At 36.6% G+C, this 22,916-nt stretch carries 28 protein-coding genes; 18 read left to right on the top strand and 10 right to left on the bottom strand.

The window, feature by feature from the left end; genetic code table 11:
• Positions 1-8: 8 nt before the first annotated feature.
• The 3 genes from DEU39_RS13880 to DEU39_RS13870 form a co-directional block, all read right to left on the bottom strand.
• Positions 9-410, bottom strand: coding sequence for a DUF2809 domain-containing protein (locus DEU39_RS13880; RefSeq protein ID WP_120232360.1), 402 nt, complete (start codon positions 408-410; stop codon positions 9-11).
• A gap of 75 nt (positions 411-485) precedes the next feature.
• Positions 486-1,142, bottom strand: a complete 657-nt coding sequence (locus tag DEU39_RS13875) for a thioredoxin family protein (protein WP_062672937.1) — start codon at positions 1,140-1,142, stop codon at positions 486-488.
• A gap of 11 nt (positions 1,143-1,153) precedes the next feature.
• Entirely contained in the window at positions 1,154-1,642 is a 489-nt protein-coding gene (locus DEU39_RS13870; protein ID WP_120232359.1) for a TlpA family protein disulfide reductase, read from the bottom strand.
• Between the two features lie 135 nt (positions 1,643-1,777).
• On the opposite strand from DEU39_RS13870, the gene DEU39_RS13865 reads away from it, so the two are divergent.
• The 4 genes from DEU39_RS13865 to DEU39_RS24425 all read left to right on the top strand — a co-directional run bounded on the left by DEU39_RS13865 (position 1,778) and on the right by DEU39_RS24425 (position 3,419).
• Entirely contained in the window at positions 1,778-2,626 is an 849-nt protein-coding gene (locus DEU39_RS13865) for a hypothetical protein (protein ID WP_120232358.1), read from the top strand.
• Between the two features lie 112 nt (positions 2,627-2,738).
• Positions 2,739-2,900 carry a bacteriocin gene (locus DEU39_RS13860; protein ID WP_117753098.1) on the top strand — a complete coding sequence of 54 codons (162 nt, stop codon included), beginning with the start codon at positions 2,739-2,741 and terminating at the stop codon, positions 2,898-2,900.
• A 38-nt stretch (positions 2,901-2,938) separates the two neighbouring features.
• Entirely contained in the window at positions 2,939-3,094 is a 156-nt protein-coding gene (locus DEU39_RS24430; protein ID WP_156106405.1) for a hypothetical protein, read from the top strand.
• A gap of 157 nt (positions 3,095-3,251) precedes the next feature.
• On the top strand, positions 3,252-3,419 hold the full coding sequence (locus tag DEU39_RS24425; RefSeq protein ID WP_157885766.1) for a hypothetical protein: 168 nt from the start codon (positions 3,252-3,254) through the stop codon (positions 3,417-3,419).
• 29 nt (positions 3,420-3,448) lie between these two features.
• Here DEU39_RS24425 and mutS read toward each other — a convergent pair whose 3' ends face one another.
• A complete protein-coding gene (mutS, locus tag DEU39_RS13850) occupies positions 3,449-6,040 on the bottom strand; it encodes a DNA mismatch repair protein MutS (protein ID WP_120232357.1) in 2,592 nt (863 codons plus the stop codon).
• A gap of 125 nt (positions 6,041-6,165) precedes the next feature.
• Here mutS and DEU39_RS13845 point away from each other — a divergent pair, with 125 nt between their 5' ends.
• The gene (locus DEU39_RS13845) at positions 6,166-6,696 is read left to right on the top strand and encodes a GNAT family N-acetyltransferase (RefSeq protein WP_062672929.1); all 531 of its coding nucleotides are present in this window, start codon (positions 6,166-6,168) and stop codon (positions 6,694-6,696) included.
• A gap of 188 nt (positions 6,697-6,884) precedes the next feature.
• Here DEU39_RS13845 and DEU39_RS13840 read toward each other — a convergent pair whose 3' ends face one another.
• On the bottom strand, positions 6,885-7,757 hold the full coding sequence (locus DEU39_RS13840; protein ID WP_120232356.1) for a cupin-like domain-containing protein: 873 nt from the start codon (positions 7,755-7,757) through the stop codon (positions 6,885-6,887).
• 265 nt (positions 7,758-8,022) lie between these two features.
• On the opposite strand from DEU39_RS13840, the gene DEU39_RS13835 reads away from it, so the two are divergent.
• Entirely contained in the window at positions 8,023-8,901 is an 879-nt protein-coding gene (locus tag DEU39_RS13835) for a bestrophin family protein (RefSeq protein WP_062672924.1), read from the top strand.
• 12 nt (positions 8,902-8,913) lie between these two features.
• Here DEU39_RS13835 and DEU39_RS13830 read toward each other — a convergent pair whose 3' ends face one another.
• Complete coding sequence (locus DEU39_RS13830; protein WP_228432358.1) at positions 8,914-9,513, bottom strand: hypothetical protein; 600 nt, start codon at positions 9,511-9,513, stop codon at positions 8,914-8,916.
• Between the two features lie 55 nt (positions 9,514-9,568).
• On the opposite strand from DEU39_RS13830, the gene DEU39_RS13825 reads away from it, so the two are divergent.
• From DEU39_RS13825 to DEU39_RS13785, 9 genes are all read left to right on the top strand, one after another.
• Positions 9,569-10,189: a toxin-antitoxin system YwqK family antitoxin gene (locus DEU39_RS13825; protein WP_120232355.1), complete on the top strand. Its 621-nt coding sequence runs from the start codon at positions 9,569-9,571 to the stop codon at positions 10,187-10,189.
• Between the two features lie 5 nt (positions 10,190-10,194).
• The gene (locus DEU39_RS13820) at positions 10,195-10,725 is read left to right on the top strand and encodes an RNA methyltransferase (protein WP_062672919.1); all 531 of its coding nucleotides are present in this window, start codon (positions 10,195-10,197) and stop codon (positions 10,723-10,725) included.
• 187 nt (positions 10,726-10,912) lie between these two features.
• Entirely contained in the window at positions 10,913-11,566 is a 654-nt protein-coding gene (locus DEU39_RS13815) for a CBS domain-containing protein (protein ID WP_062672917.1), read from the top strand.
• A 1-nt stretch (position 11,567) separates the two neighbouring features.
• The gene (locus tag DEU39_RS13810; protein WP_062672914.1) at positions 11,568-12,434 is read left to right on the top strand and encodes an NAD kinase; all 867 of its coding nucleotides are present in this window, start codon (positions 11,568-11,570) and stop codon (positions 12,432-12,434) included.
• Between the two features lie 70 nt (positions 12,435-12,504).
• Positions 12,505-13,575: a class II fructose-bisphosphate aldolase gene (gene fbaA / locus DEU39_RS13805; protein WP_062672913.1), complete on the top strand. Its 1,071-nt coding sequence runs from the start codon at positions 12,505-12,507 to the stop codon at positions 13,573-13,575.
• An 89-nt stretch (positions 13,576-13,664) separates the two neighbouring features.
• Positions 13,665-14,519, top strand: coding sequence for an acetyl-CoA carboxylase, carboxyltransferase subunit beta (gene accD / locus DEU39_RS13800; protein ID WP_105700341.1), 855 nt, complete (start codon positions 13,665-13,667; stop codon positions 14,517-14,519).
• Between the two features lie 54 nt (positions 14,520-14,573).
• Positions 14,574-15,083, top strand: a complete 510-nt coding sequence (locus DEU39_RS13795; protein ID WP_120232354.1) for a DUF6973 domain-containing protein — start codon at positions 14,574-14,576, stop codon at positions 15,081-15,083.
• 308 nt (positions 15,084-15,391) lie between these two features.
• A complete protein-coding gene (locus tag DEU39_RS13790; protein WP_120232353.1) occupies positions 15,392-16,795 on the top strand; it encodes a nucleoside recognition domain-containing protein in 1,404 nt (467 codons plus the stop codon).
• 72 nt (positions 16,796-16,867) lie between these two features.
• On the top strand, positions 16,868-17,260 hold the full coding sequence (locus tag DEU39_RS13785) for a hypothetical protein (protein ID WP_062672909.1): 393 nt from the start codon (positions 16,868-16,870) through the stop codon (positions 17,258-17,260).
• Positions 17,261-17,275: 15 nt separating this feature from the next.
• On the opposite strand, the gene DEU39_RS13780 is transcribed toward DEU39_RS13785, so the two are convergent.
• The 4 genes from DEU39_RS13780 to DEU39_RS13765 form a co-directional block, all read right to left on the bottom strand.
• Positions 17,276-18,166: a ferric siderophore ABC transporter substrate-binding protein gene (locus DEU39_RS13780; RefSeq protein WP_120232352.1), complete on the bottom strand. Its 891-nt coding sequence runs from the start codon at positions 18,164-18,166 to the stop codon at positions 17,276-17,278.
• A 35-nt stretch (positions 18,167-18,201) separates the two neighbouring features.
• Positions 18,202-18,600: an ExbD/TolR family protein gene (locus DEU39_RS13775; protein WP_062672905.1), complete on the bottom strand. Its 399-nt coding sequence runs from the start codon at positions 18,598-18,600 to the stop codon at positions 18,202-18,204.
• A 12-nt stretch (positions 18,601-18,612) separates the two neighbouring features.
• Positions 18,613-19,317 (bottom strand): MotA/TolQ/ExbB proton channel family protein, encoded by a 705-nt coding sequence (locus DEU39_RS13770; protein ID WP_047426580.1) that lies wholly within the window; start codon positions 19,315-19,317, stop codon positions 18,613-18,615.
• A 173-nt stretch (positions 19,318-19,490) separates the two neighbouring features.
• Positions 19,491-19,952, bottom strand: coding sequence for a hypothetical protein (locus DEU39_RS13765; RefSeq protein ID WP_062672903.1), 462 nt, complete (start codon positions 19,950-19,952; stop codon positions 19,491-19,493).
• Positions 19,953-20,121: 169 nt separating this feature from the next.
• On the opposite strand from DEU39_RS13765, the gene DEU39_RS13760 reads away from it, so the two are divergent.
• Genes DEU39_RS13760 through DEU39_RS13750 form a run of 3 tightly spaced genes read left to right on the top strand, consistent with a single transcriptional unit; the run spans position 20,122 to position 22,699 of the window.
• Positions 20,122-21,918, top strand: coding sequence for a DUF885 domain-containing protein (locus DEU39_RS13760; RefSeq protein WP_120232351.1), 1,797 nt, complete (start codon positions 20,122-20,124; stop codon positions 21,916-21,918).
• Between the two features lie 8 nt (positions 21,919-21,926).
• A complete protein-coding gene (locus tag DEU39_RS13755) occupies positions 21,927-22,244 on the top strand; it encodes a hypothetical protein (protein WP_120232350.1) in 318 nt (105 codons plus the stop codon).
• A gap of 8 nt (positions 22,245-22,252) precedes the next feature.
• Positions 22,253-22,699 (top strand): DinB family protein, encoded by a 447-nt coding sequence (locus DEU39_RS13750; protein WP_183037422.1) that lies wholly within the window; start codon positions 22,253-22,255, stop codon positions 22,697-22,699.
• The last annotated feature ends 217 nt before the right edge of the window (positions 22,700-22,916 follow it).

Genomic DNA, 22,916 nt, shown 5'->3' with positions numbered 1-22,916 from the left:
GGCTGGGATTAGGGAGTAGGAGTAGAAGTTAAACCATCACGGTTTGTGATCTTTACGAAAATATAGAGTAACAGACAGCCTACAGCATAGCAAAGATTATCTATCCATGAGAAAGAATTTCCAATGATAATATACATCAGGCTTCCAGGACGGAAGCCTAGTTTTTCTGCAATATTGAAATACTGTGCAAATTCTACCATCCATGAAAAAATAAGAATTCCCATAATCAGTTTCTGATCATTTACTTTTACGAAACTTTTTACAAACGTGTAAAGAAGCATAACCACAATTACATCCCCAAGATAAGCTCTCACAAAGAAAATATCACTTAGTTTGGTGGCAATCAACACTTCTGCAAGAAAAATAAATACGGTGAGAAGCAGATACTTCAGGCTGAACTGGAATTTCATTTTAAATTGAGTTTAAGGCATAAAAAATCGGCATTCTAAGAACACCGATCTTATCATTTTATAAAGACAAATATATTATTTCTTTACTTTGATTGTACATCCGATGGCTACTGTTTTAGTCATTTTTACAGGTTCTCCTTTGATCAGAGCATTTACGGCATCCTGAGCATAGTATTCTGAGACATCATTCGGATTATCATAATTGTTGTCGATAGCACCAATGTATTTTACGATGTTCTTTCCGTTTTCTTTTTTCAGCACAAAAACATGCGGAGTCTTTGTAGCACCGTATTGAGGATAAATTTTCTGCCCTTCATCTACAAGATAAGGAAAAGTAAATCCTTTCTGCTTTGCTCTTTCGATCATCTGCTGATAGCCATCTTCGGGCTGTACGTTGGGATCATTAGGATTAATGGCAATGACCGGATAGCCTTGAGTTTTATATTTTTTATCCAGTTCAATGATTCTGTCCTCATATTTTTTAGCATAAGGACAGTGATTACAAGTAAATACTACTATGAATCCCTTTGCGCTTTTAAAATCACTTAGGGAAACCATTTTCCCGTCGATATTTTTAAGCTTAAAATCGGTAGCTTCGTCCCCTACTTCATAGCCTTTTACAAATAAAATATTCTCTTTCTGTCTTATATTTTTATCATCATCTTTCGCTGTAAAACTTAGTAATCCTAGCCCAACGATGAATGCAGTCATTACAATTTTCAGATTTTTCATAATTTAATTATTTATTGTAGATTTTCTTTAATTGTTTTTTCCAGATCTTCTTTGCTCATCTCACCGTCATTGAAATGGATTTTTGATCCGTTTTTGTAGAACAATGTTACCGGAATACTTCCATCCCAGTCTTTTTCAAATCTTGGAATCCAGGTGTTCATCCTTTTAATATCATCTAACAAAAGTACTTCAGCAGTCAGATTTTTATTTTTAATAAATTTCAAGACTCTTTCTTGATCCGCCAGTCTGTCCAACGAGACCAGAATCATCTTATACTTCTCATTATCTGCATATTTAGTATTTACCTCCATAAAATGGGGAAGTTCTTTTACGCATGGACCACAGGTTGTAGACCAGAAGTTGACCACAAGCAATTTATCTTTTTCCTGCTGAATACGCCTTTCCAGGTCTTCATATTTTACAACAGAAACTTCCGTCTGCTGGGCTTTGAAAACAGAGCAGCATACAAACAGGATTAATATTTTTATTATATTTTTCATTATCAAAATATAAACAACTACAATACAACAATATACAAAAATAAAATTCATCAATTCCGTAAATCTTTTACAAATAAACATTTTTTTGGTCACTGATTCATTTTTTTGATATTTTTACAGCCTTAAATGATAATCATGAAAAAAACTTATTTACTTCTGCCAATTTTCTTTTTGGCATCATGCACAAGCAGCAATGACGATGATACTTCATCTAACAACAACGGAAATAATACTAATAATGACAGCCCGGTTCTAGTAACAAAGATGGTTTCTGACGGAGAGACCTCAACCTATACTTACAGTGGTTCTAAAATTTCCCAGATTAAAAATATTACCAATGGTGAAATTACTCTCTTCAGTTATTCTGGAGATCTCATTACTCAACAGGTAACTACTGGTTTAAGCACAAGTTATAAAACAACGTATAGTTACGACGGAAGCAGCAGATTAAGCAAAAAAATATATAGTGAGACTTCCCTTTCTTCCGGAACGACTTCTACAGTAGAAACCAATTATAGCTATCTTTCCAGTAATAGTGTGAAAATTACTTATACCGCAAGCTTTACCGGATCTTCAGCCATAAGAACAGGCAGCAAAACAGCAACATTAAATGCTGATGGTTCGCTTAGCAGCTGGACAGAAACAGCATCCGTACCTAATAATACAGGAGGTTTTCATAGTGCCACAGGTACTTTACAGCCGATTGTGTACGATACCAAGAATATTCCTTTTAAAAATGTAACAGGTTTTTTAAAAATTATTGATAGTGAAGATGAAAACGGATCTGTACACAATATCATAAGCTATAACCATGTCCTTAATTATAACAACGGAGCCGGAAGTGGAGAATGGGGAATCTTTAAATCCACTTACGAATATAATAACAGCGGATACCCAACAAAAAATGTAAAAACATACTATAATAAGACAGGAACGGGGGTAACGAATAGTGAATTGATTACCTATGAATACAATCATTTATAATAAAGAGAGCCGACAAGGCTCTTTTTTTTTGCAGATATGTTAATTTTTTCACAAGCATTAGAATTATATAGATGATTTTTATATATTTGATTTGAATCAAACTAAAAATACCATGAAAAAATCAAACAATCAGAAAAAACTGACTAAAAAGGCATTGAAAAACATTACAGGAGGAAATGGACCAGGGATATGCTGGGAAGGCCTTTGCAGGGTAAGAGGAACAGATGATGAATATACCATAGGACCTTTAGACAGCACCGGATTTTGCTGCTAATCCAATACACTAAAAACAATAACCAAAATCAAATCATCATGAAAAAATCAAACATTCAAAAAAGAAAACTGACAAAAAGTGAGTTAAAAGAAATTACAGGAAGTGGCAGAGTATGCTGGGATGGATTCTGCCGCAGAGGCGAATTCGAAGAATGGCAGCTAGGTGCTGGTGACAAAAATGGCTATTGCTGTTAGGATCACATACACTTTGTTAGATCAATAAGGATTGAGGCAGCCCTCAATCTTTTTTTATAAAATAGATTTTCGATTTGAAAAGTTAACAATTTGACTCACAATATTTTGAACATAATAAAATAACTTGTAAATTAGCTTTTACCAAATTAAAATTATTATGAAAAATTTAAAAAATCAGAAAAGAAAATTGAGTAAAATTGAGCTGAAAGAAATCAGCGGCGGAGCAAACAGGCCAGTATGCCCAAGAGTAATCAGCTGTACAGATCCTCATACCGGAGAAGAACGATATGGTGTTCCCGGGATGCAGGATGGATTCTGCTGCTAACACAAAACAACTGTAAAAAAATGATTGGATTACCCTCCAATCATTTTTTTTATCGCATTCAGCTTCATTAAAGCTTCAATAGGTGTTAAAGTATTGATATCTATTTTCGTCAGTTCTTCCCGGATATTCTCAAGAACAGGATCATCCAATTGGAAGAAAGAAAGCTGCATATTTTCTTCTGTCACTCTTTTGATACTTTCAGAAGTACTTCCACTTTCCTGCGTTCTGCTTGCTTCAAGGGTTTTAAGAATCTCATTCGCTCTGTTGACCACTTTGACAGGCATTCCGGCCAGTTTTGCCACATGAATACCAAAACTGTGCTCACTACCGCCCGGAACAAGCTTTCTCAGGAAAATAATATTCCCTTTGTTTTCCTGGATAGAAACATGGAAATTTTTCACTCTTTCAAAATTCACGGTCATTTCGTTCAACTCATGATAATGCGTTGCAAATAAAGTTTTTGCCTGCGTTGGGTGCTGATGAAGATATTCTGCAATAGCCCATGCAATGGAAACTCCGTCATATGTTGAAGTTCCACGACCGATTTCGTCCAGTAAAATCAGGCTTCGTTCTGAAATATTATTCAGGATATTGGCTGCCTCGTTCATCTCTACCATGAAAGTAGATTCTCCGGCAGAAATATTATCGGTAGCTCCTACCCTTGTAAAGATTTTATCCAGCATCCCGATCTCCGCATGTTTTGCAGGCACAAAACTTCCGATCTGTGCCAGAAGGCATACAATCGCTGTCTGACGCAGAATTGCCGATTTACCGGCCATGTTAGGCCCTGTTACCATAATAATCTGCTGCGAATCCTTATCCAGGAAGATATCATTCGGGATGTATTTTTCTCCTAACGGAAGTGCATTTTCAATGATCGGGTGTCTTGCTTCTTTTAAATCGACAGCATAGCCGTCATTCAAAACGGGCTTTGTATAACTCTCAGATACAGCAAGTTCAGACAATCCTGCAGCCACATCAAGTTGGGCAATGATATTGGAATTCCCCTGGATCTGATCAATATAAACCATTGTTTCCCCACATACATTTCTGTACAGGGATGTTTCCAGAACGCCTATTTTTTCTTCGGCGCCAAGGATTTGGTTTTCGTATTCTTTCAGCTCTTCGGTAATGTATCTTTCAGCATTCACTAAGGTTTGCTTTCTTACCCAGTCATCCGGAACTTTATCTTTATGGGTATTTCGGACTTCAATATAATATCCGAAAACGTTGTTAAAATCAATTTTAAGGCTGGTAATCCCAGTTCTTTCAATTTCCCTCTGGCACATTTCGTCCAGAAAACCGCGCCCTTTGCTCTGAAGATTTCTCAGTCTGTCAAGCTCTTCTGAAACTCCTTCTTTAATGATATTTCCTTTCGCAATACTTACCGGCAGTTCTTCATTAAGGTGATTTTGCAAAAATTTAATCAGTTCATCCAGGTCAAATAAAGGCTCTAACCACGACAGCACATCTGCATGAGGGTGTAATAAAGCTTTGATTTTATGAATATTAATTAAACTCTGACGTAAATATCCCAGTTCTTTAGGTGAAATTTTTTCTGCAGCCAGTTTTCCCATCAACCGGTCAAGATCAGAAATGGATTTCAGAAGCTGGCAGATTTCATATTTCAGTGCATCGTTTTCATTTAAGAAATCAATCAGAGATAGTCTTCTCATGATCTCATCCACAGATTTTAAAGGAAGAATAATTCTTCTTCTCAACAATCTTCCTCCCATTGGAGTAGATGTTTTATCAATGATATCAAGCAGAGATTTTCCCTGTGGATTGCTTGGATAAACAATTTCAAGGTTTCTCAGGGTAAAATTATCCATCATCAGATAATCTTCCTGAGGAATGATCTGCAGTTTCGTAATATGGGCCAGCAGATTATGATGGGTATCTTCTACAAGATAAGCAAAAATAGCTCCTGCTGCTGTAATCGCCAGCGGAAGACCTTCCACTCCAAAACCTTTTAAAGAATTGGTTTTAAAGTGATTTGTTAATTTTTCATAGGCAAAATTATATTGGAAGGCCCAGTCTTCAAGCTTAAAGGCATTTTTATTTTTGATCTGTTCCGGAATCTGTGTACTTCTCTGGAAAATAATCTCACTCGGATCAAAGGTATTTACAATGTGTAAAAGCTTTTCCAGGTTTCCTTCGCTTACCAGAAACTCTCCTGTGGAAATATCCACTAAAGCAATTCCGTACTTCTCTTTTTCCTTATGCAATGAAAGAAGGAAGTTGTTCTTTTTGGAATTCAAAACCTGGTCATTGAAAGTAACACCAGGCGTAACCAATTCAGTAACACCACGTTTTACAATTCCTTTCACCATTTTCGGATCTTCCAGCTGATCACAGATCGCAACTCTCATTCCCGCTCTTACCAGTTTTGGAAGATAAGAGTCTATTGAATGGTGTGGAAATCCTGCAAGTTCTACACTGCCTTCTCCATTATTTCTTTTGGTAAGGACAATTCCTAAGATCTGGGATGTTTTCACAGCATCCTGCCCAAAAGTTTCATAAAAGTCCCCTACCCTGAAAAGCAATAGCGCATCCGGATATTTACCCTTGATGGTATTGTACTGAGTCATTAATGGAGTTTCCTTCTTCGTTTTTGCCATAGTAAAAAATGAGCCCCAAATTTAAAAAAATAAATTCAGGGTAAGAGATTGTTTAGGGGTTAATCTTCTATACTTTTCTTTATCAGTAATTAATCGTATTTTTCAGCCATCAAATCACATTATTCATGGAATTTCCTGTTTTAGAGACTGAAAGGCTTATTTTGCGTCAGCTTACTTTTAATGATACCCAAGATCTTTTTGAATACTTTTCTCTGGATGAAGTTATGGAATATTATGATCTGGATACCTTCAAGACGGAAGACGACTCCCGTCGCATCATCCAGCATTTTAACAGTGAATTCGAAAAGGGAAAAGGCTTCAGATGGGCTCTGGAACTGAAATCCACCGCAAAAGTTATTGGAACCTGCGGCTATCACAACTGGTACAGGGAACATTTCAGAGCAGAAATCGGCTATGAACTCAATCCCAAATTCTGGCAGCAATCCTATATGAAAGAAGCCATTCTTCCTATTTTAACCTACGGATTTGAAACAATGAGGCTTCACCGTGTAGATGCTTTCATAGACCCTTCCAATATTTCTTCTGAAAGACTGTTGACTTCTTTAAATTTCAGCAAAGAAGGGACGTTGAAAGATTATTTCTTTGAAAAAGGGAAATTCGTAGATGCAACCATCTTCGGGCTTATCAATAAATAAGTTCAAAAATTTAACGCTAGGAAGCAAAGAAAATTGATATTGATGCTTCTTATTTTCGTTCGCAAAGGCTTTCATTTAGCAATTGAATTGCTTTTCTCGCTGAATGAAATGCCTTTGCGAACCTTTATAAACAGATAAGCATTAAACTAGCGTTCAATGCGTTAAAATTATCTAAACTCTAATTCTTATCATTTAGAAAGATGCTTTTCCAAAGCCTCGGAACTTTTCTTGTAGGCCCATTTCTGCTTATAATTCACCCATTTGGCTTTGAAAAGCTTACGCATTAGTTTATCCGTGTATCTCATAATGAAAACATGATAGAGCATACTGGCAAAGACATTGGGTTTATTGGGAAGAGCTCTCAGTGAAAGAGAAAAACCTGGTTCCAGATATCTGTTGAAGTGCCAGAATGCCCCGGGAATAAAAAGGGCATCACCATGCTCCATGAAGATTTCGTATCCTTTGGCATATTTCAGTGCCGGAAACTTCTCATAATCCGGATTTTCATAATCAACCTCGTAAATGGTATGAACGGATAAAGGAACTTTATATAAAAAGGGCGACTGTTTCTGATCAAATAACAGAATTCTTTTCTTTCCTTCGAAATGGATATGCATAAAATCACCCAGATCCACATCATAATGCATTAAAACATGAGCCTCACTTCCACCGAAGAATAATGTGGGCAGTCTTTTAAAAAATTTTATTCCAAGATCAGGGTAAGTAAAGTTTTTCAGCAGCTCAGGAAGCCTGTCTGTAATGATATAGAAAAAAATTCGCAGATCAGAAGGCTTGCTTTTGATGGTGTCAATATAGTCCTTCATTTTCATACGGGTAACCGGAGCATCAGAACTTTTGGCGGCATCAGCCGGTTTGTTATCATATAAAGGAACTTCCTGATCTCCTGCCTTTTCTTTGATATAGGCAAGATTCCATTTGTCAAAAGCCTCCCACCGGCTGGCAAAATTCTTAATCAAAAGAGGTTTTTGCTTTTTAAAATAATTTTTCTGAAAATCTTCTTTACTGATATCATTTACAACATCTACGTTTTCGAGGATCATGTATTTTGTATTTAATGCGAACTAAAAATAGTGTTTTTTTTGAAACGTGAGAAAATTAAGATTAAAAAGGCTGGAAGCTGGAAGATCGATGCCGGAAGTTAATATTTGTCTGCAAACCTTTATACATCATTGCTTAAAAGATTTTTTATGGAAAACTCAAACTTCTTCTTTGGCTTCCATAACTTCTCACTTCCGTCTTCAGACTTCCTTACTTAATTAGCAGAGCTCAGATGAAAAAATTATATTTGTAGTAATAAGCGAGTTTATGAGAGTCTATAATACCAAACATTTCATTAAAATCCTTTTCAGTTTACACAAAAGTGATACTTTAAAAATTCTTTTCCCGAGTATGATTCTTGTAGGGTTATATTCCTGGGGAATTCAGTATCTGGAAGTTGAATATCTGCACCTTACCACAAAATCAGGAGTGAGTAATGTAGGTATGATTCATTCTCTGCTGGGTTTTGTGCTTTCACTTTTGCTGGTTTTCAGAACGAATACTGCCTATGACAGATGGTGGGAAGGTCGAAAACTTTGGGGAAAACTGGTGAATGATACCAGAAACTTTGCCATAAAAATCAATACGATTCTTGGCGATAACCGCCAGGATGCTGAGCAGATTGCTAGATATTTAAAATATTTCCCGCACTTTTTAGCCAAACACCTTTCCAAGGAATCTACAAGGCTGGCTTTGGATGAAGATTATTCTGAAATTGAAAATTCGTTGAAAAACCATGGACCAAGTGAAATTGTTATTCTATTAAGCCATAAACTGAATCAATTAAAAAAAGAAGGAAAAGTTTCTGAAGTTGAAATGCTGTATTTAGATACCCAGCTTTCCGGCTTTCTGGATGTATGTGGAGGTTGTGAAAGAATCAAAAACACACCGATTCCTTATTCCTATTCTTCTTTCATCAAGAAATTTATTATTCTGTATGTTTTTGCGCTTCCTATTGCTTACGTTATTACAATAGGGCTTTTTATGATTCCGCTTACTGTTTTTGTGTATTATGTATTGATGAGCCTTGAACTTATTGCAGAAGAAATTGAAGATCCGTTCAATAACGATGAAAATGATATTCCTATGGAAACCTTAGCCCAGAACATTGAGAAAAATGTACAGCAGATTATGATCAGAAAATAAAAAATCAAGCTTTTAAAGCTTGATTTCTTTAAGTTCGCCATCCTGTTTTATCTCTACAAATTTGCTTTCCCTGTTGGCAGCAGAATATCCGTAGAAAAAGGTACTGTATATAGGAGTGGAATACAGATAAGCTCCATAGCCGTTATAAGCATCTGAGGTTCCTGTCTGCTGCTGATAACTTGCCGTTGCAGTAAAGTTGACAATGGTTTCAAGATAATATTTCCCGGGTTTGAGTTTTTCAAATTTAAATCTCCCATGGTCATCGGTTAAAGCTTCCACTCTGTATTTAAAAGCCTCTTCTGACATATATACGGTGGTCTTTTTATTTTCATATTTTCTTCTCATGTCATAAAATTCCTGGAAATAAGGAGTAACAGGAAAAAGCATGACAACCGTACCTTTGGGAGCATAATGCTTTTCTCCAAGTAACGGTTTGATTCCCCAGTTGTTTTTTTGTTTGGTAGAAGCCACTCCTTCAATGGTAGAGTTTCCAAATCCAAGCATGTCTCTTGCGAGCTTTTTATCAAAAAAAGCTTGAGGATAATAAGTATTTTGTGCACTCAGGTAAATAAATCCCCATATTAATATGAATAATGTGAATAATTTTTTCATAGTATATTTTTGAGTCAAATATAAGTATTTTACTATTTTTGAATTAAAAATAGCTATGAAGTACATGTTTCTATTGTTTTTTTCCACTGCTGCCCTGATCACGGCACAGAAACCTTGTGGATATAAAGACGGATTACAGGAAGGAGCCTGTAAAGAATTTTATGACAATGGCCAGGTAAAAAATACTGTGGAATGGAAAAAAGGGAAACTGGATGGTGATGCTGTTTTTTATTATGATAACGGGAAAGTGCAGTCAAAAGGAGAATATAAAAAAGGATACAAAGTAAAGGAATGGTCGTATTTTGATAAAAATGGAGTCCTCACTTCCAAAGAAGTTTTCAGAAATGGAGAGAAGAATATTTATGATAACAGCCTTACCGCTACTTTTTATTCTCCTGCAGGTAAAATAACTGAAATTTCCAATTATAAATTCAATAAATTACAGGGAGAAAGCAAGACCTTTCATGAAGATGGAAAATCAATAAAAGATATTGGCCAGTATGATAACGGGCTGGCTACCGGAAAATGGAAAGTCTTTTATCCATCTGGAAAATTACAGCGTGAAACTGAACTTGCCAACGATAAAAGAAACGGCAACAGAGTTCATTACCGTGAAGACGGAAGCATAGAAAAAACAGAGGTCTATAAAGACGGAAAATTAATCTCAACAAAATAATACAATTGGTACAGAAACTAAAACTGGAAGAACTTAACAGAATAGATGTAGAAACATTTAAGAAGGTTGAAAAAATTCCGTTGGTCATCATTTTAGATAATATCAGAAGTATGCACAATGTAGGTGCAGCCTTCAGAACGGCAGATGCCTTCTTAATTGAAAAAATAATCCTTTGCGGAATCACCCCGCAGCCACCTCACCGAGAGATTCATAAAGCGGCATTGGGAGCAACGGAAAGTGTAGACTGGTCTCATGACGCAGATACCAATAACGCGATTGCTGATCTGAAAAGCAAAGGATACGAAATCATCGGGATCGAGCAGACTACCGACAGTCAGCTTATTACGGATTTCACCATCGACAGATCAAAAAAATATGCCTTAATTTTAGGAAACGAAGTAGAAGGAATCAGTGATGAAGTACTTCCGAATATTGACGTATTTTTAGAAATTCCTCAGCTTGGAACGAAGCATTCTCTTAATGTAAGTGTGTGTGCAGGAATTGTGATGTGGGAATTTGCAAAAGCATTAAAATAAAAAAACTGCATATGTCCTTAGTAGACAGTGCAGTTTGAAATAAATCTAATAAAAAGTAAAAATGAAAGGCGACAAAGGTACTTTATTTTTTTTTACAAACAAATTTTGACGGCATTTTTTTTGTTTCATCTTAAAAAAAGTAAGGTTTTCAGAAAAAGTTTCGTTTAATTTTTTATAAATTAGCACAATGTTTATCAAGGACTATATCTCAAAAGACTTTCCATGTTTTAGCCTGTCTGACTCCATAGAGTCGGCCAGAAACCTGTTGGAAGACTTCGGATATTCTCATGTTTTCATCAAAAAATCTCATCACTTCTTCGGAGCCATTGCCATGGACTTCCTGTATGAAGAAGATGGAGGAATACTGAAGGATCTGGAACACCAGATTGAACGGTTTGCAATTCTGGAGGACAACAATGTCATGGACAGCATCCGCCTGTTTTATACTTTCAGCTCCAATGTGATTCCGGTGATTAATAAAAATGAAAAATATCTGGGGTATATTACCTGTGAAGATGTTTTTCAGGACCTTTCCCGTTATCCTTTATTTTCAGAAACAGGAGCTATTCTTACCGTAGAAACTCCGGCCAGAAAATATTCAATGACGGAAATTACCAACATCGTCGAAAGCAACAATTCGAAGTTTTACGGAGGATTTATAAGCTTTATGTCTGAAGAGGTAGTTCAGGTCACCATAAAGATCAGCAATGAAAATCTGGCCTCGATAGACGCTACTTTTGACCGGTATGACTACAGAATCGTTGAAAAATATTATTCTGATGAGAAAACCGATCTGTTTAAAGACCGTTATGGTTTTTTACAAAAATTCATAGAAATATAACATGAAGGCAGCCATATATTCTCAGAAAAAAGATCTTGATACTTTTTTATATTTAAGCAAGTTTATCTCTGAACTTGAAGCAAGAGGTGTAAAATCTGTTCTGTATGATGAAATGGCTGAAGCACTTCAGTTTTCAAAAATATTCGAAACTTTCAACTCTAAGCAGGACCTTCTGGATAAAGAAGTGGATCTTTTCTTCACTTTCGGTGGAGACGGAACGATTGTAAATTCTTTAACCTTTATTGAGGATCTTGAAATTCCGGTGGTAGGAGTGAATACAGGAAGGCTTGGATTTTTAGCTTTTTTCACGAAAGAAGAAGCCTTTAAGGAACTGGATTCCATCTTAAAAGGAAATGTAAAAACAAGCCGCCGTTCTGTAATTGAAGTGGTTTCTCCAAAACTGGAGGGAGTTTTTCCTTACGCATTAAACGACGTTACCGTTTCCCGAAAAGAAACCACTTCCATGATTACCGTTGACTCTTATATCAATGACGAATTTTTGAATGTATTCTGGGGTGACGGCGTGATCATTTCAACACCTACGGGTTCTACCGCCTACTCTCTGAGCTGCGGAGGCCCTATCATTTCTCCCAATAACGAAAATTTTGTCATTACTCCAATTGCTCCTCACAATCTGAATGTGAGGCCGCTGGTTGTGAATGATAAAGTAGAAATAAAATTCAGGGTGGAAAGCCGCGTACCGCAATACTCTCTTTCCTTAGATTCCCGACTGATACATATTGAAACAGACAAGGAAATCATCATTAAAAAGGCAAAATTCCAGCTTCTTCTGGTGCAGCCCAACAGTTTGAGTTTCTATGAAACCATCCGTCAGAAGCTCCTTTGGGGCAGAGATAAAAGAAACTAGTAATTTCTTAAAAATGATTACCTTTACACGAAATTAAAACACCTAATAAATTTATAATAAAAAGTAAAACATGAGCAGAATTTTTCCGGCAGGAGTTGCCACAGGTCAGTTAGTTACTGATATCTTTCAGTATGCTAAAGAAAACAAATTTGCATTACCTGCAGTAAACGTAATTGGATCAAGCAACGTAAACGCTACGATGGAAACTGCAGCGAAATTAAACGCTCCTGTAATTATTCAGTTTTCAAATGGAGGAGCTGCTTTCAATGCAGGGAAAGGATTAAGCAATGACGGACAAAAGTCTGCAATCTTAGGAGCAATTGCTGGAGCAAAACATATTCACACTCTTGCAGAAGCTTACGGAGCAACGGTAATTCTACACACAGACCACTGTGCAAAGAAATTACTTCCTTGGATCGACGGATTGATGGATGCTAACGAAGAATTCTTCAAGCAGACAGGAAAATCTCTTTACTCTTCTCACATGTTAGACCTTTCTGAAGAGTCTTTAGAAGAAAACCTTGAAATTTCTGCTAAATATTTCGAAAGAATGGCTAAGCTTCAGATGACTCTTGAAGTAGAAATCGGGGTAACAGGAGGTGAAGAAGATGGTGTTGACAACTCAGACGTTGATAACTCAAAATTATATACTCAGCCTGAAGACGTAGCTTATACTTATGAAAAATTAAAAGCTATTTCTGATAACTTCACAATCGCGGCTGCTTTCGGTAACGTTCACGGAGTTTACAAGCCAGGTAACGTAGTTCTTACGCCGAAAATCCTTGACAATTCTCAGAAATATGTTCAGGAAAAATTCGGAACAGCTGCAAAACCTATCAACTTTGTATTCCATGGAGGTTCAGGATCTACTTTAGAAGAGATCAGAGAAGCTATCGACTACGGAGTAATCAAAATGAACATCGATACTGACCTTCAGTTTGCATACACAGAGGGCATAAGAGATTATATGATTAACAATATTGATTATTTAAGAGCTCAGATCGGAAACCCTGAAGGAGAAGAAAAACCTAACAAAAAATTCTATGACCCAAGAGTTTGGGTAAGAAAAGGTGAGGATACATTCTCTGCAAGATTGGTGAAAGCATTTGAAGATTTAAATAACGTAGATACTTTAAAATAAGAACTGTACATTTGTACCAATGTAAAAAGTATTCATAGGAATGCATTTACATTGGTACTTTTTACATTTATACATTAATACAAGCAAAAATGGCATTCGACTGGTTTAAAAGAAAAGCAAAAAACATTACCACTTCTACTGATGAGAAAAAAGACGTTCCCAAAGGCCTTTGGCATCAGACTCCATCAGGAAAAGTAGTGGAACATGATGAACTAAAGAGAAATAACTATGTTTCTCCTGAAGACGGATTTCATGTAAGAATAGGAAGTGCAGAATTTTTTGACATCCTTTTTGACGGTGGTAAATTTACCGAACTGGATGCCAATGTTGAAAGTATTGATATCTTAAACTTCAAAGATACAAAGCCTTATAAAGACCGTCTGAAAGAAGTAAAAGCTAAAACAAAGCTTACAGACTCTATCAGAAACGCTGTAGGAACCGTAAAAGGAACTGAAATGGTAGTTTCATGTATGGATTTTGCTTTCATCGGAGGATCATTGGGTTCTGTAATGGGTGAAAAGATCAGAAGAGCAGTAGATTACTGTATTGCACACAAACTTCCGTATATGATTATCTGTCAGTCCGGAGGAGCAAGAATGCAGGAAGCGACTTACTCTTTGATGCAGCTGGCAAAAGTTCAGGCTAAATTAGCTCAGCTTTCTGAAGCTGGACTTTTATACATCGCTTACCTTTGCGACCCTACATTCGGAGGAATCACTGCTTCTTTCGCAATGACCGCTGATATTATTATGGCAGAACCGGGAGCACTGATTGGTTTCGCAGGACCAAGAGTAATCCGTGAAACGATTGGTAGAGATCTACCGGAAGGATTCCAGACATCAGAATTCTTACAGGAAAAAGGATTTGTAGATTTCATCGTAAAAAGAACTGAAATTCAGGATACGGTTGCCAAAACAGTTAATTTATTAACTGTAAAAGCATAGTATCTGTAACAAAAACAATACAATCTCTCTCTAATTAGGGAGAGATTTTTATTTATGAGGACTTTTAAGATATTTTTCAATACCATCAGAAGCATGAGTTTTAAAAAGATTATCCGTCTTTTATCACTTGTCCTTCCTCATCCTCTTTTCGCTTTATTGAGTTTTTATGCAACAGTAAAAGCGTTTACCATTGCACAGAAAAAATTCCCTGCAACGGCCTCCAACAATGGAATTGGAAATGCTTTCAGACACGCGCTGTGGTGCTGCTTCATTATGATGTACTGCTGCAAGATCTCTTCCCCTAAAAAAGCGCTGGATTTTTGTAAAAGAATCACAGATATGCATGAAGAACTCTTCCCTAATGAGCCTTTGGAAACCAAAATGGATCTCCATAACAACAAAATCGGAATGGATTATTTTATGGAAATTTTACCCGGAATTCATCGCCAGTTCTTTGAAAAAAGCTTCTTTGTAGATGCTTTGATCAAAAAAATGGATGAAGCCAAAGTTCTGAAGAATCTTGATGATGATTTTAAAGGATATCTTGTTTATCTGGAAGAGTAAATCATTTTAGTTTTAAACGCTAGAGAGCGTAAGGAAAATCTAAAAACTTAATGCATATTTTTTGTTCGCAAGGGCATTTCATTCAGCAATGCTCTTTAACTTAAATTCTCTTTGCTTAGTGCTAACGCCTTTGCGAACGAGAAAAATCATTTTCCCATTATTTAGGAACTTTGTGAACAATGCGTTAACAATAAGCTTTAAGATTAGAGACCATCATTAGTTTTCTTTCACACCGGAATTACAAAAGACTTTAGTTATTTTTGTGGTTTGAAGTATTTTCGATAAGTTTAAACAATTAAATCAATCAGATGGTTCTCAGCAGAATTTGGTCGGCTTTCATTATCATTGCCATTGCCATTGCCAGTATAAAATATGTTTCGTCAGGTAACTACAAAACCATTTTCAATGATATGGTGGTGGGAAAAGGAGGTGATACAGTAAAGATTGCATCTCAACCTATGAACAGCCTATCTCCTATTGTCAGAGACAGCCTGATGAAAAAAAATGATTTTGCAGACAGCAGAATTCACTATAAAACAGATTCTTTAAAACAAAATGTAAATGTTTATCGCGTTCAGGAAGCCGATGGAGTTATCGGAACCTCTGAAACTGCCGTAAAAATCTGTCTTGGTCTTATCGGAATCATGACCTTGTTTATGGGATTCATGAGTATTGCTGAAAAAGCAGGAGGAATTAACCTTCTAAGCCGTTTGATTCAGCCATTTTTTTCAAAATTATTTCCGGAAATTCCTAAAAACCATCCTGCATTCGGACATATGCTAATGAATTTCAGTGCCAATCTTCTGGGATTGGATAATGCTGCCACTCCTTTTGGATTAAAAGCGATGGAAAGTCTCCAGACTTTAAATCCCAATAAAGATACTGCCAGCAATTCGCAGATTATGTTTCTGTGTCTTCATGCCGGAGGAATGACATTGATCCCGGTCTCGATTATTGCCATCAGAGCCTCTATGGGATCAAAGACCCCTACAGATATTTTCCTTCCTTGCATGATCGCCACTTTTGCGGCAACTTTAGCTGCGATGATTATTGTTTCTTTATACCAGAAAATCAATCTTCTTCGTCCGGTGGTAATAGCTTATGTAGGAGGAATTTCAGCAATTATTGCTTTATTGGTAGTATACCTTGTACAATTGAGTAAGGATGAACTGGATGACTTCAGTAAAGTATTAAGCAATGGTTTAATTCTGTTTATCTTCCTTGCGATTGTATTGGGAGCTGTTTATAAAAAAATTAACGTCTTTGATGCCTTTATTGAAGGCGCAAAAGAAGGCTTCACCACCTGTGTTAAAATTATTCCTTATCTGGTTGGAATGCTGATTGCGATTTCATTACTAAGAACTTCCGGTGTATTTGATGTGATTATTGACGGAATGAAGTGGGTAGCAAACGTTGCCAATATGGATCCGAGATTTGTGGATGGACTTCCAACTGCATTGATCAAACCTTTATCCGGTTCAGGAGCCAGAGGAATGATGGTGGATACGATGACCACATTTGGAGCAGATAGCTTCCAGGGGAAATTAGCGGCAGTGCTTCAGGGAAGCTCAGATACGACGTTCTACGTGATTGCAGTATATTTTGGTGCTGTAGCCGTTAAGAATACAAGATACACGGTAATTGCCATGCTTCTGGCCGATTTAGTAGGCGTTATCACTGCCATTGCATTAGCTTACTTATTCTTTGCTTAATGAAATCTGCAGGTTGAGCAGATGCTATTAACTTTAAACATTAAACTTAAAACTTAAAAATTTAAATCCATTATGATCACAGATAAAGAATTCACCTTAAGACTCATCCGCCAATTAACTCAGGCATTAGAAAAATTGATTCTCGACAAACCTGAAGAAAGCTTAATGCAGAAAGAACTGGATTTTGATACGTTGATGAGAGACATTTTTAAGATGAGCTTCACAGAGGTTGCTTCTAAAACCAAGGAAGAAATGATCGCGATTGTGAATGAAAGACAGGAAAGAGATCACAAAGATTATTATGAAATGCTGGGAAATCTATTTTATTTCAACAGCAGACATGATCAGAACAAAGATTTTCAGGATAAAGCCAAGACATTCTACGAGCTTTATCTTCAGACCAGTGGTATTTTTGCACTCCCCATTATCAACAGAATAAATGAATTGAAAAAAGCACTTGAATAAAGTGCTTTTGTATTGTTAGAAGGTAATTTTATAAGTTCCGGTTGAAGATGTATTGGCTTTTTCTGCTTTTACATATTTCTTAACCCAGGCCACAGATGTGGATGAGACACAAGGATCTGAAATCCCGCCGGCTCTTCTTGCGGATACTACATTCCCTGCTTTATCTACCGTATAAGCAATAGTAATTGATCCACTTGCTGTACAGCTGTGAGAAGGCTGTGCTCCTCCTCTTCCCATTGTTCCGGGAATATAGCCTACCAGTTTTCTGTCGATTCCAACTTTACTGTCTCCATTTCCATCTCCTCCTAAAGGATCTCCCGCATTTCCGATACCATCACCAGTTCCCTGGCTTCCGGCTTTGGTTCCTCTTCCTTTGATCAGGTTTCCGATCGCAGCATTTCCTTTTCCGTCTCCATTTCCTGTTTTTGAGTTAGACGTAGCTGCTCCTGATTTTTTAGTATTTTTTGAAGCACTTGTACTCGTAGCTTCTTTTTTCTCAGCTTTTTTGGATTCCTCTTTTTTAGGAACAGTAGCTTTTGAATTATTTCCTGTAATAACTTTTTCCTTAACCTCTGTTTTCTTTGGTTCGGGAGTAGGAACTGGTTCTGGCTTTATAACTGTTTTTGTTTCCGGAACCGGAGTTTCTGCGGGCTCTGGTGTAACTTCTTCCGTTGCAGCGGCAAGACTTCCAGGCTGTTCAGCTGGTTCTTCAATCCCCTTTCCATTTCTGTTATCACCAAAATTAACCAGCATGGTAGTAACCACCTCAGGATCTTTATCCAGTTCAGGTTTTAATTTATACAAAAAAACAAAAAGCAGAATAGCAGCCCAGATGAGAATAGAAAGCAATGCGCTCTTTACTCTGTCTTTATTTTCTTCGTTTCTGTTTGCTGTATAGCTTTTCATCTTAAAACGTAATTCTTTCCGGAAATCCGGCTATGTTATTTGTCTTTAACGGTTGCAATAGCAATATTAAATTTATGTTTCTCAGCAATTTCCATCACAAAAACAACATCTTTATGCAGTGTGTTTTCATCAGCTCTGATCGTAAATGATTTATTGGTCTGGCTGGCTAATTTATCTACAATAATTTGCTCCAGTTCTCCTTTATTGGCAGGATTATCATCTACAAAGAACGAGCCGTCCGGCTTGATGCTTACCGTTAAAGGATTGGGAATATTATCGTCAACTGCTCCGGCTTTCGGCAGATTCACATCAATAGCGCTTTGATTGGCAGCTGAAGAAGTGATCATAAAGAAAATCAGCATCAACAGGATAACGTCTGTCATCGCTGCTAAACTGAATTCCGGATTTGCTTTATTTCTTCTTTGAATTTTCATCGTAAGAAAGATTTATAAAGGTTTGTTGATAAGGTCTAAAAATTCTCCTGACATATTCTGAGCTTTCAGGACAAATTTATCAATCCTTGTCAATAGAATATTATAACAGAAGTTAGCAGGAATTGCTACAGCCAAACCTACAGCGGTCTGCCCTAAAGCGGTATAGATCCCCTCTGAAAGTGTTTTCGGAGAGAATGATCCTGTTGCGTGGGAAAGATTAAAGAAAGCAATAATCATCCCGATTACCGTACCTAAAAGTCCCAACATGGGTGCAATACTTGGTACTACAGCCAAAAGGTTCAGGTTTTTTTCCATATTGGCAACCTCTACCTGTGCCTGAGATTCCATAGCACTTACAATATCAGAAACAGGACGTCCTAATCTTGAAATTCCTTTTTCTAAAATTCTTCCTTCCGGAGAGTTCTGGGTTTTGCAGTAATCTGCTGCCGCCTCTATTTTTCCTGCCTTGATGAAGTCTTCGATATTGTTCATGAAGTTGGAATCTGTTTTTGATGTAAGCCTTTTGATAAAGAAAAATCTTTCAAAAAACAGGTATAGAGAAAACACTCCCAATAGTAATACAGTGACCATCACTATTTTAGCGAAAGCTCCTCCATGGAACATAATTTTCCAGAATGAGAACTCTAAGTTGTCTGCAGCAACTGCAGGGGTAGCGATTTGTGCAAATAAAATCTGAGAAAGTTCCGTTAACAGCATTAAATGTAAATTTTATTAAATTTCAACGACAAATGTAGGAGAATATTATGAATTGAACTCTTAAAAATTGCTTAAAAACAACTTAAATTTTGTTACAATTTTACAAATAGCAAATTTCTTTCCAAAAAAAAATTTTGAAAAGAAATCTGGTACGAAAAAGATAGAAGCCTATGTTAGTCTTCTCCTACCTCAATTTCATCTTGCTTAAATTCGCATTTTAATCTAAAGGGGATCGGTGTATCTGATCCGGTATAGAAATCATCAATGGTCCCTTTCCAGATGACCTGAAGCTCCCCTTCTTCGTTTTTTTCAAAAAGAAGCTCATTATCATAGATGTAGGCATCTTCGTCATCGAAAAGGTCTACTTCTGTATAGGTTTCTTCATCAGAGTCATTGATGATGATGGTTTTTCCTTCTATTTCCGCCGATTCAATAGGAAAATCAAAAACTTCAAGTGAAAGCTGCGGAAAGTTGTACTGTAATGAATCATCATCCACGTGATCCAAACTGTCATCCGTAATCACTTCAACCTCTAAAAAATGTTGCTGGTTGCTGTAAACTGCCTTACAATAAGTATTTCTGATATTGTATTTTAGCGTTTCGTCCGGATGGTAAATTTTTAAAATCCCTTTCATTTTTTCTTAAAAAAGAGCTGTAATAATATGATTGTTAAACGTTTTAGACAAAGATAAAAAATTGATTCAAAGTTGAAAGGATTTTGAAAATAATTTTTTAAAATCAATGCAAACAATAAGTCTGAATCTCCCAATAATACTTATTTTTGTTTTCATAAAGATTCTGAAAATGAAAAACATTTTATCAAAAAGTATTCTAGGATTAGGGTTGGTGATTGGGCTTACTTCCTGCAAAAAATCGGATTCTCCCCTTACAAAAGTGACTCCCAGCAATCTGGATTCTATCGCTTCCAACTATTATGAGCAGTATCTTAAACTATATCCTTTAGATGCTACCGCACAAGGAGATACAAGATATAATGATCAGCTTCCTATCAATATTGATAAAGATTTTATCTCAGGAGAAATTGCTTTCTACAATTCTGTGCAAAAACAACTGGAACATGTAGATTATAAAACCCTTTCTGACGAAGACAAAGTGGTCTATGATGTTTTGGATTATACTTTAAAAGATAAAACTGAGGCCTACGCCTATCATCCGGAATATATTCCTTTTACTCAATTTGGAGGACTTCCGTTAACGTTCCCATTGTATGGAAGCGGGCAGGGTAATCAACCTTTTAAAACAGAAAAAGACTATAGCGACTGGCTGAAAAGAATGGAAAAATTCCCGGAGTGGATGAATGCAGCGGCAGACAACTTCCGTGAGGGAATCAACAATAAGATAGTATTACCTAAAAAACTGGTTATCAAAATGATTCCTCAGATGAAAGCAGAGGAAATTACCACTTCTGACATGGAAAAGAATATTTTCTATGGTCCGATAAGAAATTTTCCGAAAAGCTTCTCTCAGGCTCAGAAAGAAAAATTTTCAGCACTTTATAAAGATGCTATTACCAAAAAGATCATTCCGGCTTATACTAAAATGGGAACATTTTTAGAAAAAGAGTACCTTCCGAAATCAAGGGATACAGACGGATACAACAGTCTTCCTAACGGAAATGAGATCTACAACTATTATGTAAAAAGCTGGACAACCACTAAGAAATCTCCTGAAGAAATTAATAAGATCGGACTTCAGCAGGTAGCTATGCTTCGTGCAGAAATGGAAAAAGTAAAACAACAGGTAGGTTTTACGGGAACTCTTGAAGAATTTATCACTTTTGTAAAAACGGATCCAAAGGCAATGCCTTATAAAACATCTAAAGAGGTTTTAAATGCATTCAACGGGATCTTAACTAAAATCACTCCGAAGCTGAAAACAATGTTTAATGTAACGCCAAAAACGAAGTTTGAGATCAGACAGACGGAGAAATTCAGAGAGGCAAGTGCCAGCGCAGAATATATGCCGGGAACTCCGGATGGAAAAAGAGCAGGTATATTCTATGTTCCGCTTCCTGACCCTACTAAATTCAATGTTACTTCAGGAATGGAATCTCTTTTCCTTCATGAAGCCATCCCAGGGCATCATTATCAGGTTTCTTTGCAACAGGAGAACACAAAGCTTCCTAAATTTATGAGATTCGGATGGTTAGGAGCTTATGGTGAAGGCTGGGCCCATTATTGTGAGACATTAGGACCTGAATTTGGGTTATACACAGATCCTTATCAAAAAATGGGTTACCTGAGTGATCAGATGCTGAGAGCTGTAAGACTGGTAGTAGATACAGGGCTTCATACAGGAAAAATGTCACGTGAAGAGGCTATCAAATACTTCTTAAGCAATATTTCTTACGACGAGGGATCTGCCACTGCAGAAGTAGAAAGATATATGGCAATGCCGGGACAGGCTTTAGGCTACAAAATAGGATCCTTAAGAATCCGTGAGCTGAGAGAAAAGTATCAGAAAGAACTTGGGAACAAATTCAAGCTGGCAAGCTTCCATGATGAAGTATTAAGCCAGGGATGTCTTCCTTTGGATGTTCTGAACAGAAAAATGGAGCTTTGGGCTAAAAAACAAAAATAGTTTCTTTTATGAGACTATTTTTATTTTTTACCGGTATTTTATTGGTGTTATTGAGTTGTCAAAAGAAGCAAAATTTTGAAAATTTTACGGTTGACAAGAGCTTACCTGGCAATGATACTATTCTCCTTCTTTCCAAATATCCGGAACTGAAGCTTTATAACAGTGAAATTGTTGAAAGTAAAACAAGGACAGCACATATTGTTCAGGCTGCAAGTTACTCAGATGGCTTTCGTAAAGGAACATTTTTATTCGATGATTATAAATGCAGTATTGACAGTTTGGTTGATAAACACTTTAAAGGATATTTTAAAACCATAATACAATAAAAATTGATATGATCACAGAAAGCCTCAAATCTCTTTACAACAGAGATTTAAATAAATTAAAAACAGAGCTAGAAGCCTATCAAAACGAACAAAATCTTTGGAAAGTTGATAAAAACATAGCCAATTCTGCGGGCAACCTGGTTCTTCATCTGGTTGGAAACCTCAATCATTTTATAGGAACGCACCTTGGAAACACAGGATATGTAAGACAGCGTGACCTGGAGTTTTCATTAAAAGATGTTCCAAGAGCTGAACTTATTGAAAAAATAGAGGCAACTACAACAATGATAGATTCTACTCTTTCTCAATTATCAGAAGACGACCTGAAAAAAGAATACCCACTGGTTGTTTTTGAAAATAAAATGACTACAGATTACTTCCTGATTCATCTGATTGCTCATCTGGATTATCATTTGGGACAGATTAATTACCACAGAAGGTTGTTGGAATATTAAATCATTTCCTTTATCTCACATGATGTTTTTAAACCATGTCAAGGTTCAGAACCTTGACATGGTTTATTTAGCGACCACAAAGTAATTGTTGCGTTTTCTATCAGTTCGCATAGATCTTTCACTCAGTCAGGGCAATATTGCTTTTGCTAAACGAAGTGTCTTCGCGAGCTATCTCAGCGTGGTTTTTATAAAATCTTAGCGGACATGGCGCTAAAAT

It is taken from the genome of Chryseobacterium sp. AG363 (assembly GCF_003610675.1).
Classification (GTDB): Bacteria; Bacteroidota; Bacteroidia; order Flavobacteriales; family Weeksellaceae; genus Chryseobacterium; species Chryseobacterium cucumeris.
Note: the sequence above shows the minus strand (reverse complement) of the source record. Positions and strands in the feature narration are given on the sequence as shown.

Bases quoted from the DNA above. Each gene is read 5' to 3' on its own strand.
- DEU39_RS13835 (WP_062672924.1), top strand. From the start codon at position 8,023: ATGAGAGTCTATAATACCAAACATTTCATTAAAATCCTTTTCAGTTTA.
- DEU39_RS13840 (WP_120232356.1), bottom strand. From the start codon at position 7,757: ATGATCCTCGAAAACGTAGATGTTGTAAATGATATCAGTAAAGAAGAT.
- DEU39_RS13775 (WP_062672905.1), bottom strand. From the start codon at position 18,600: ATGAAAATTCAAAGAAGAAATAAAGCAAATCCGGAATTCAGTTTAGCA.
- DEU39_RS13750 (WP_183037422.1), top strand. From the start codon at position 22,253: ATGATCACAGAAAGCCTCAAATCTCTTTACAACAGAGATTTAAATAAA.
- DEU39_RS13825 (WP_120232355.1), top strand. From the start codon at position 9,569: ATGAAGTACATGTTTCTATTGTTTTTTTCCACTGCTGCCCTGATCACG.
- DEU39_RS13830 (WP_228432358.1), bottom strand. From the start codon at position 9,513: ATGAAAAAATTATTCACATTATTCATATTAATATGGGGATTTATTTAC.
- DEU39_RS24425 (WP_157885766.1), top strand. From the start codon at position 3,252: ATGAAAAATTTAAAAAATCAGAAAAGAAAATTGAGTAAAATTGAGCTG.
- fbaA (WP_062672913.1), top strand. From the start codon at position 12,505: ATGAGCAGAATTTTTCCGGCAGGAGTTGCCACAGGTCAGTTAGTTACT.
- DEU39_RS13765 (WP_062672903.1), bottom strand. From the start codon at position 19,952: ATGAAAGGGATTTTAAAAATTTACCATCCGGACGAAACGCTAAAATAC.
- DEU39_RS13785 (WP_062672909.1), top strand. From the start codon at position 16,868: ATGATCACAGATAAAGAATTCACCTTAAGACTCATCCGCCAATTAACT.
- DEU39_RS13865 (WP_120232358.1), top strand. From the start codon at position 1,778: ATGAAAAAAACTTATTTACTTCTGCCAATTTTCTTTTTGGCATCATGC.
- DEU39_RS13760 (WP_120232351.1), top strand. From the start codon at position 20,122: ATGAAAAACATTTTATCAAAAAGTATTCTAGGATTAGGGTTGGTGATT.
- DEU39_RS24430 (WP_156106405.1), top strand. From the start codon at position 2,939: ATGAAAAAATCAAACATTCAAAAAAGAAAACTGACAAAAAGTGAGTTA.
- accD (WP_105700341.1), top strand. From the start codon at position 13,665: ATGGCATTCGACTGGTTTAAAAGAAAAGCAAAAAACATTACCACTTCT.
- DEU39_RS13780 (WP_120232352.1), bottom strand. From the start codon at position 18,166: ATGAAAAGCTATACAGCAAACAGAAACGAAGAAAATAAAGACAGAGTA.
- DEU39_RS13845 (WP_062672929.1), top strand. From the start codon at position 6,166: ATGGAATTTCCTGTTTTAGAGACTGAAAGGCTTATTTTGCGTCAGCTT.
- DEU39_RS13880 (WP_120232360.1), bottom strand. From the start codon at position 410: ATGAAATTCCAGTTCAGCCTGAAGTATCTGCTTCTCACCGTATTTATT.
- DEU39_RS13875 (WP_062672937.1), bottom strand. From the start codon at position 1,142: ATGAAAAATCTGAAAATTGTAATGACTGCATTCATCGTTGGGCTAGGA.
- DEU39_RS13770 (WP_047426580.1), bottom strand. From the start codon at position 19,317: ATGCTGTTAACGGAACTTTCTCAGATTTTATTTGCACAAATCGCTACC.
- mutS (WP_120232357.1), bottom strand. From the start codon at position 6,040: ATGGCAAAAACGAAGAAGGAAACTCCATTAATGACTCAGTACAATACC.
- DEU39_RS13860 (WP_117753098.1), top strand. From the start codon at position 2,739: ATGAAAAAATCAAACAATCAGAAAAAACTGACTAAAAAGGCATTGAAA.
- DEU39_RS13810 (WP_062672914.1), top strand. From the start codon at position 11,568: ATGAAGGCAGCCATATATTCTCAGAAAAAAGATCTTGATACTTTTTTA.
- DEU39_RS13815 (WP_062672917.1), top strand. From the start codon at position 10,913: ATGTTTATCAAGGACTATATCTCAAAAGACTTTCCATGTTTTAGCCTG.
- DEU39_RS13870 (WP_120232359.1), bottom strand. From the start codon at position 1,642: ATGAAAAATATAATAAAAATATTAATCCTGTTTGTATGCTGCTCTGTT.
- DEU39_RS13755 (WP_120232350.1), top strand. From the start codon at position 21,927: ATGAGACTATTTTTATTTTTTACCGGTATTTTATTGGTGTTATTGAGT.
- DEU39_RS13790 (WP_120232353.1), top strand. From the start codon at position 15,392: ATGGTTCTCAGCAGAATTTGGTCGGCTTTCATTATCATTGCCATTGCC.
- DEU39_RS13795 (WP_120232354.1), top strand. From the start codon at position 14,574: ATGAGGACTTTTAAGATATTTTTCAATACCATCAGAAGCATGAGTTTT.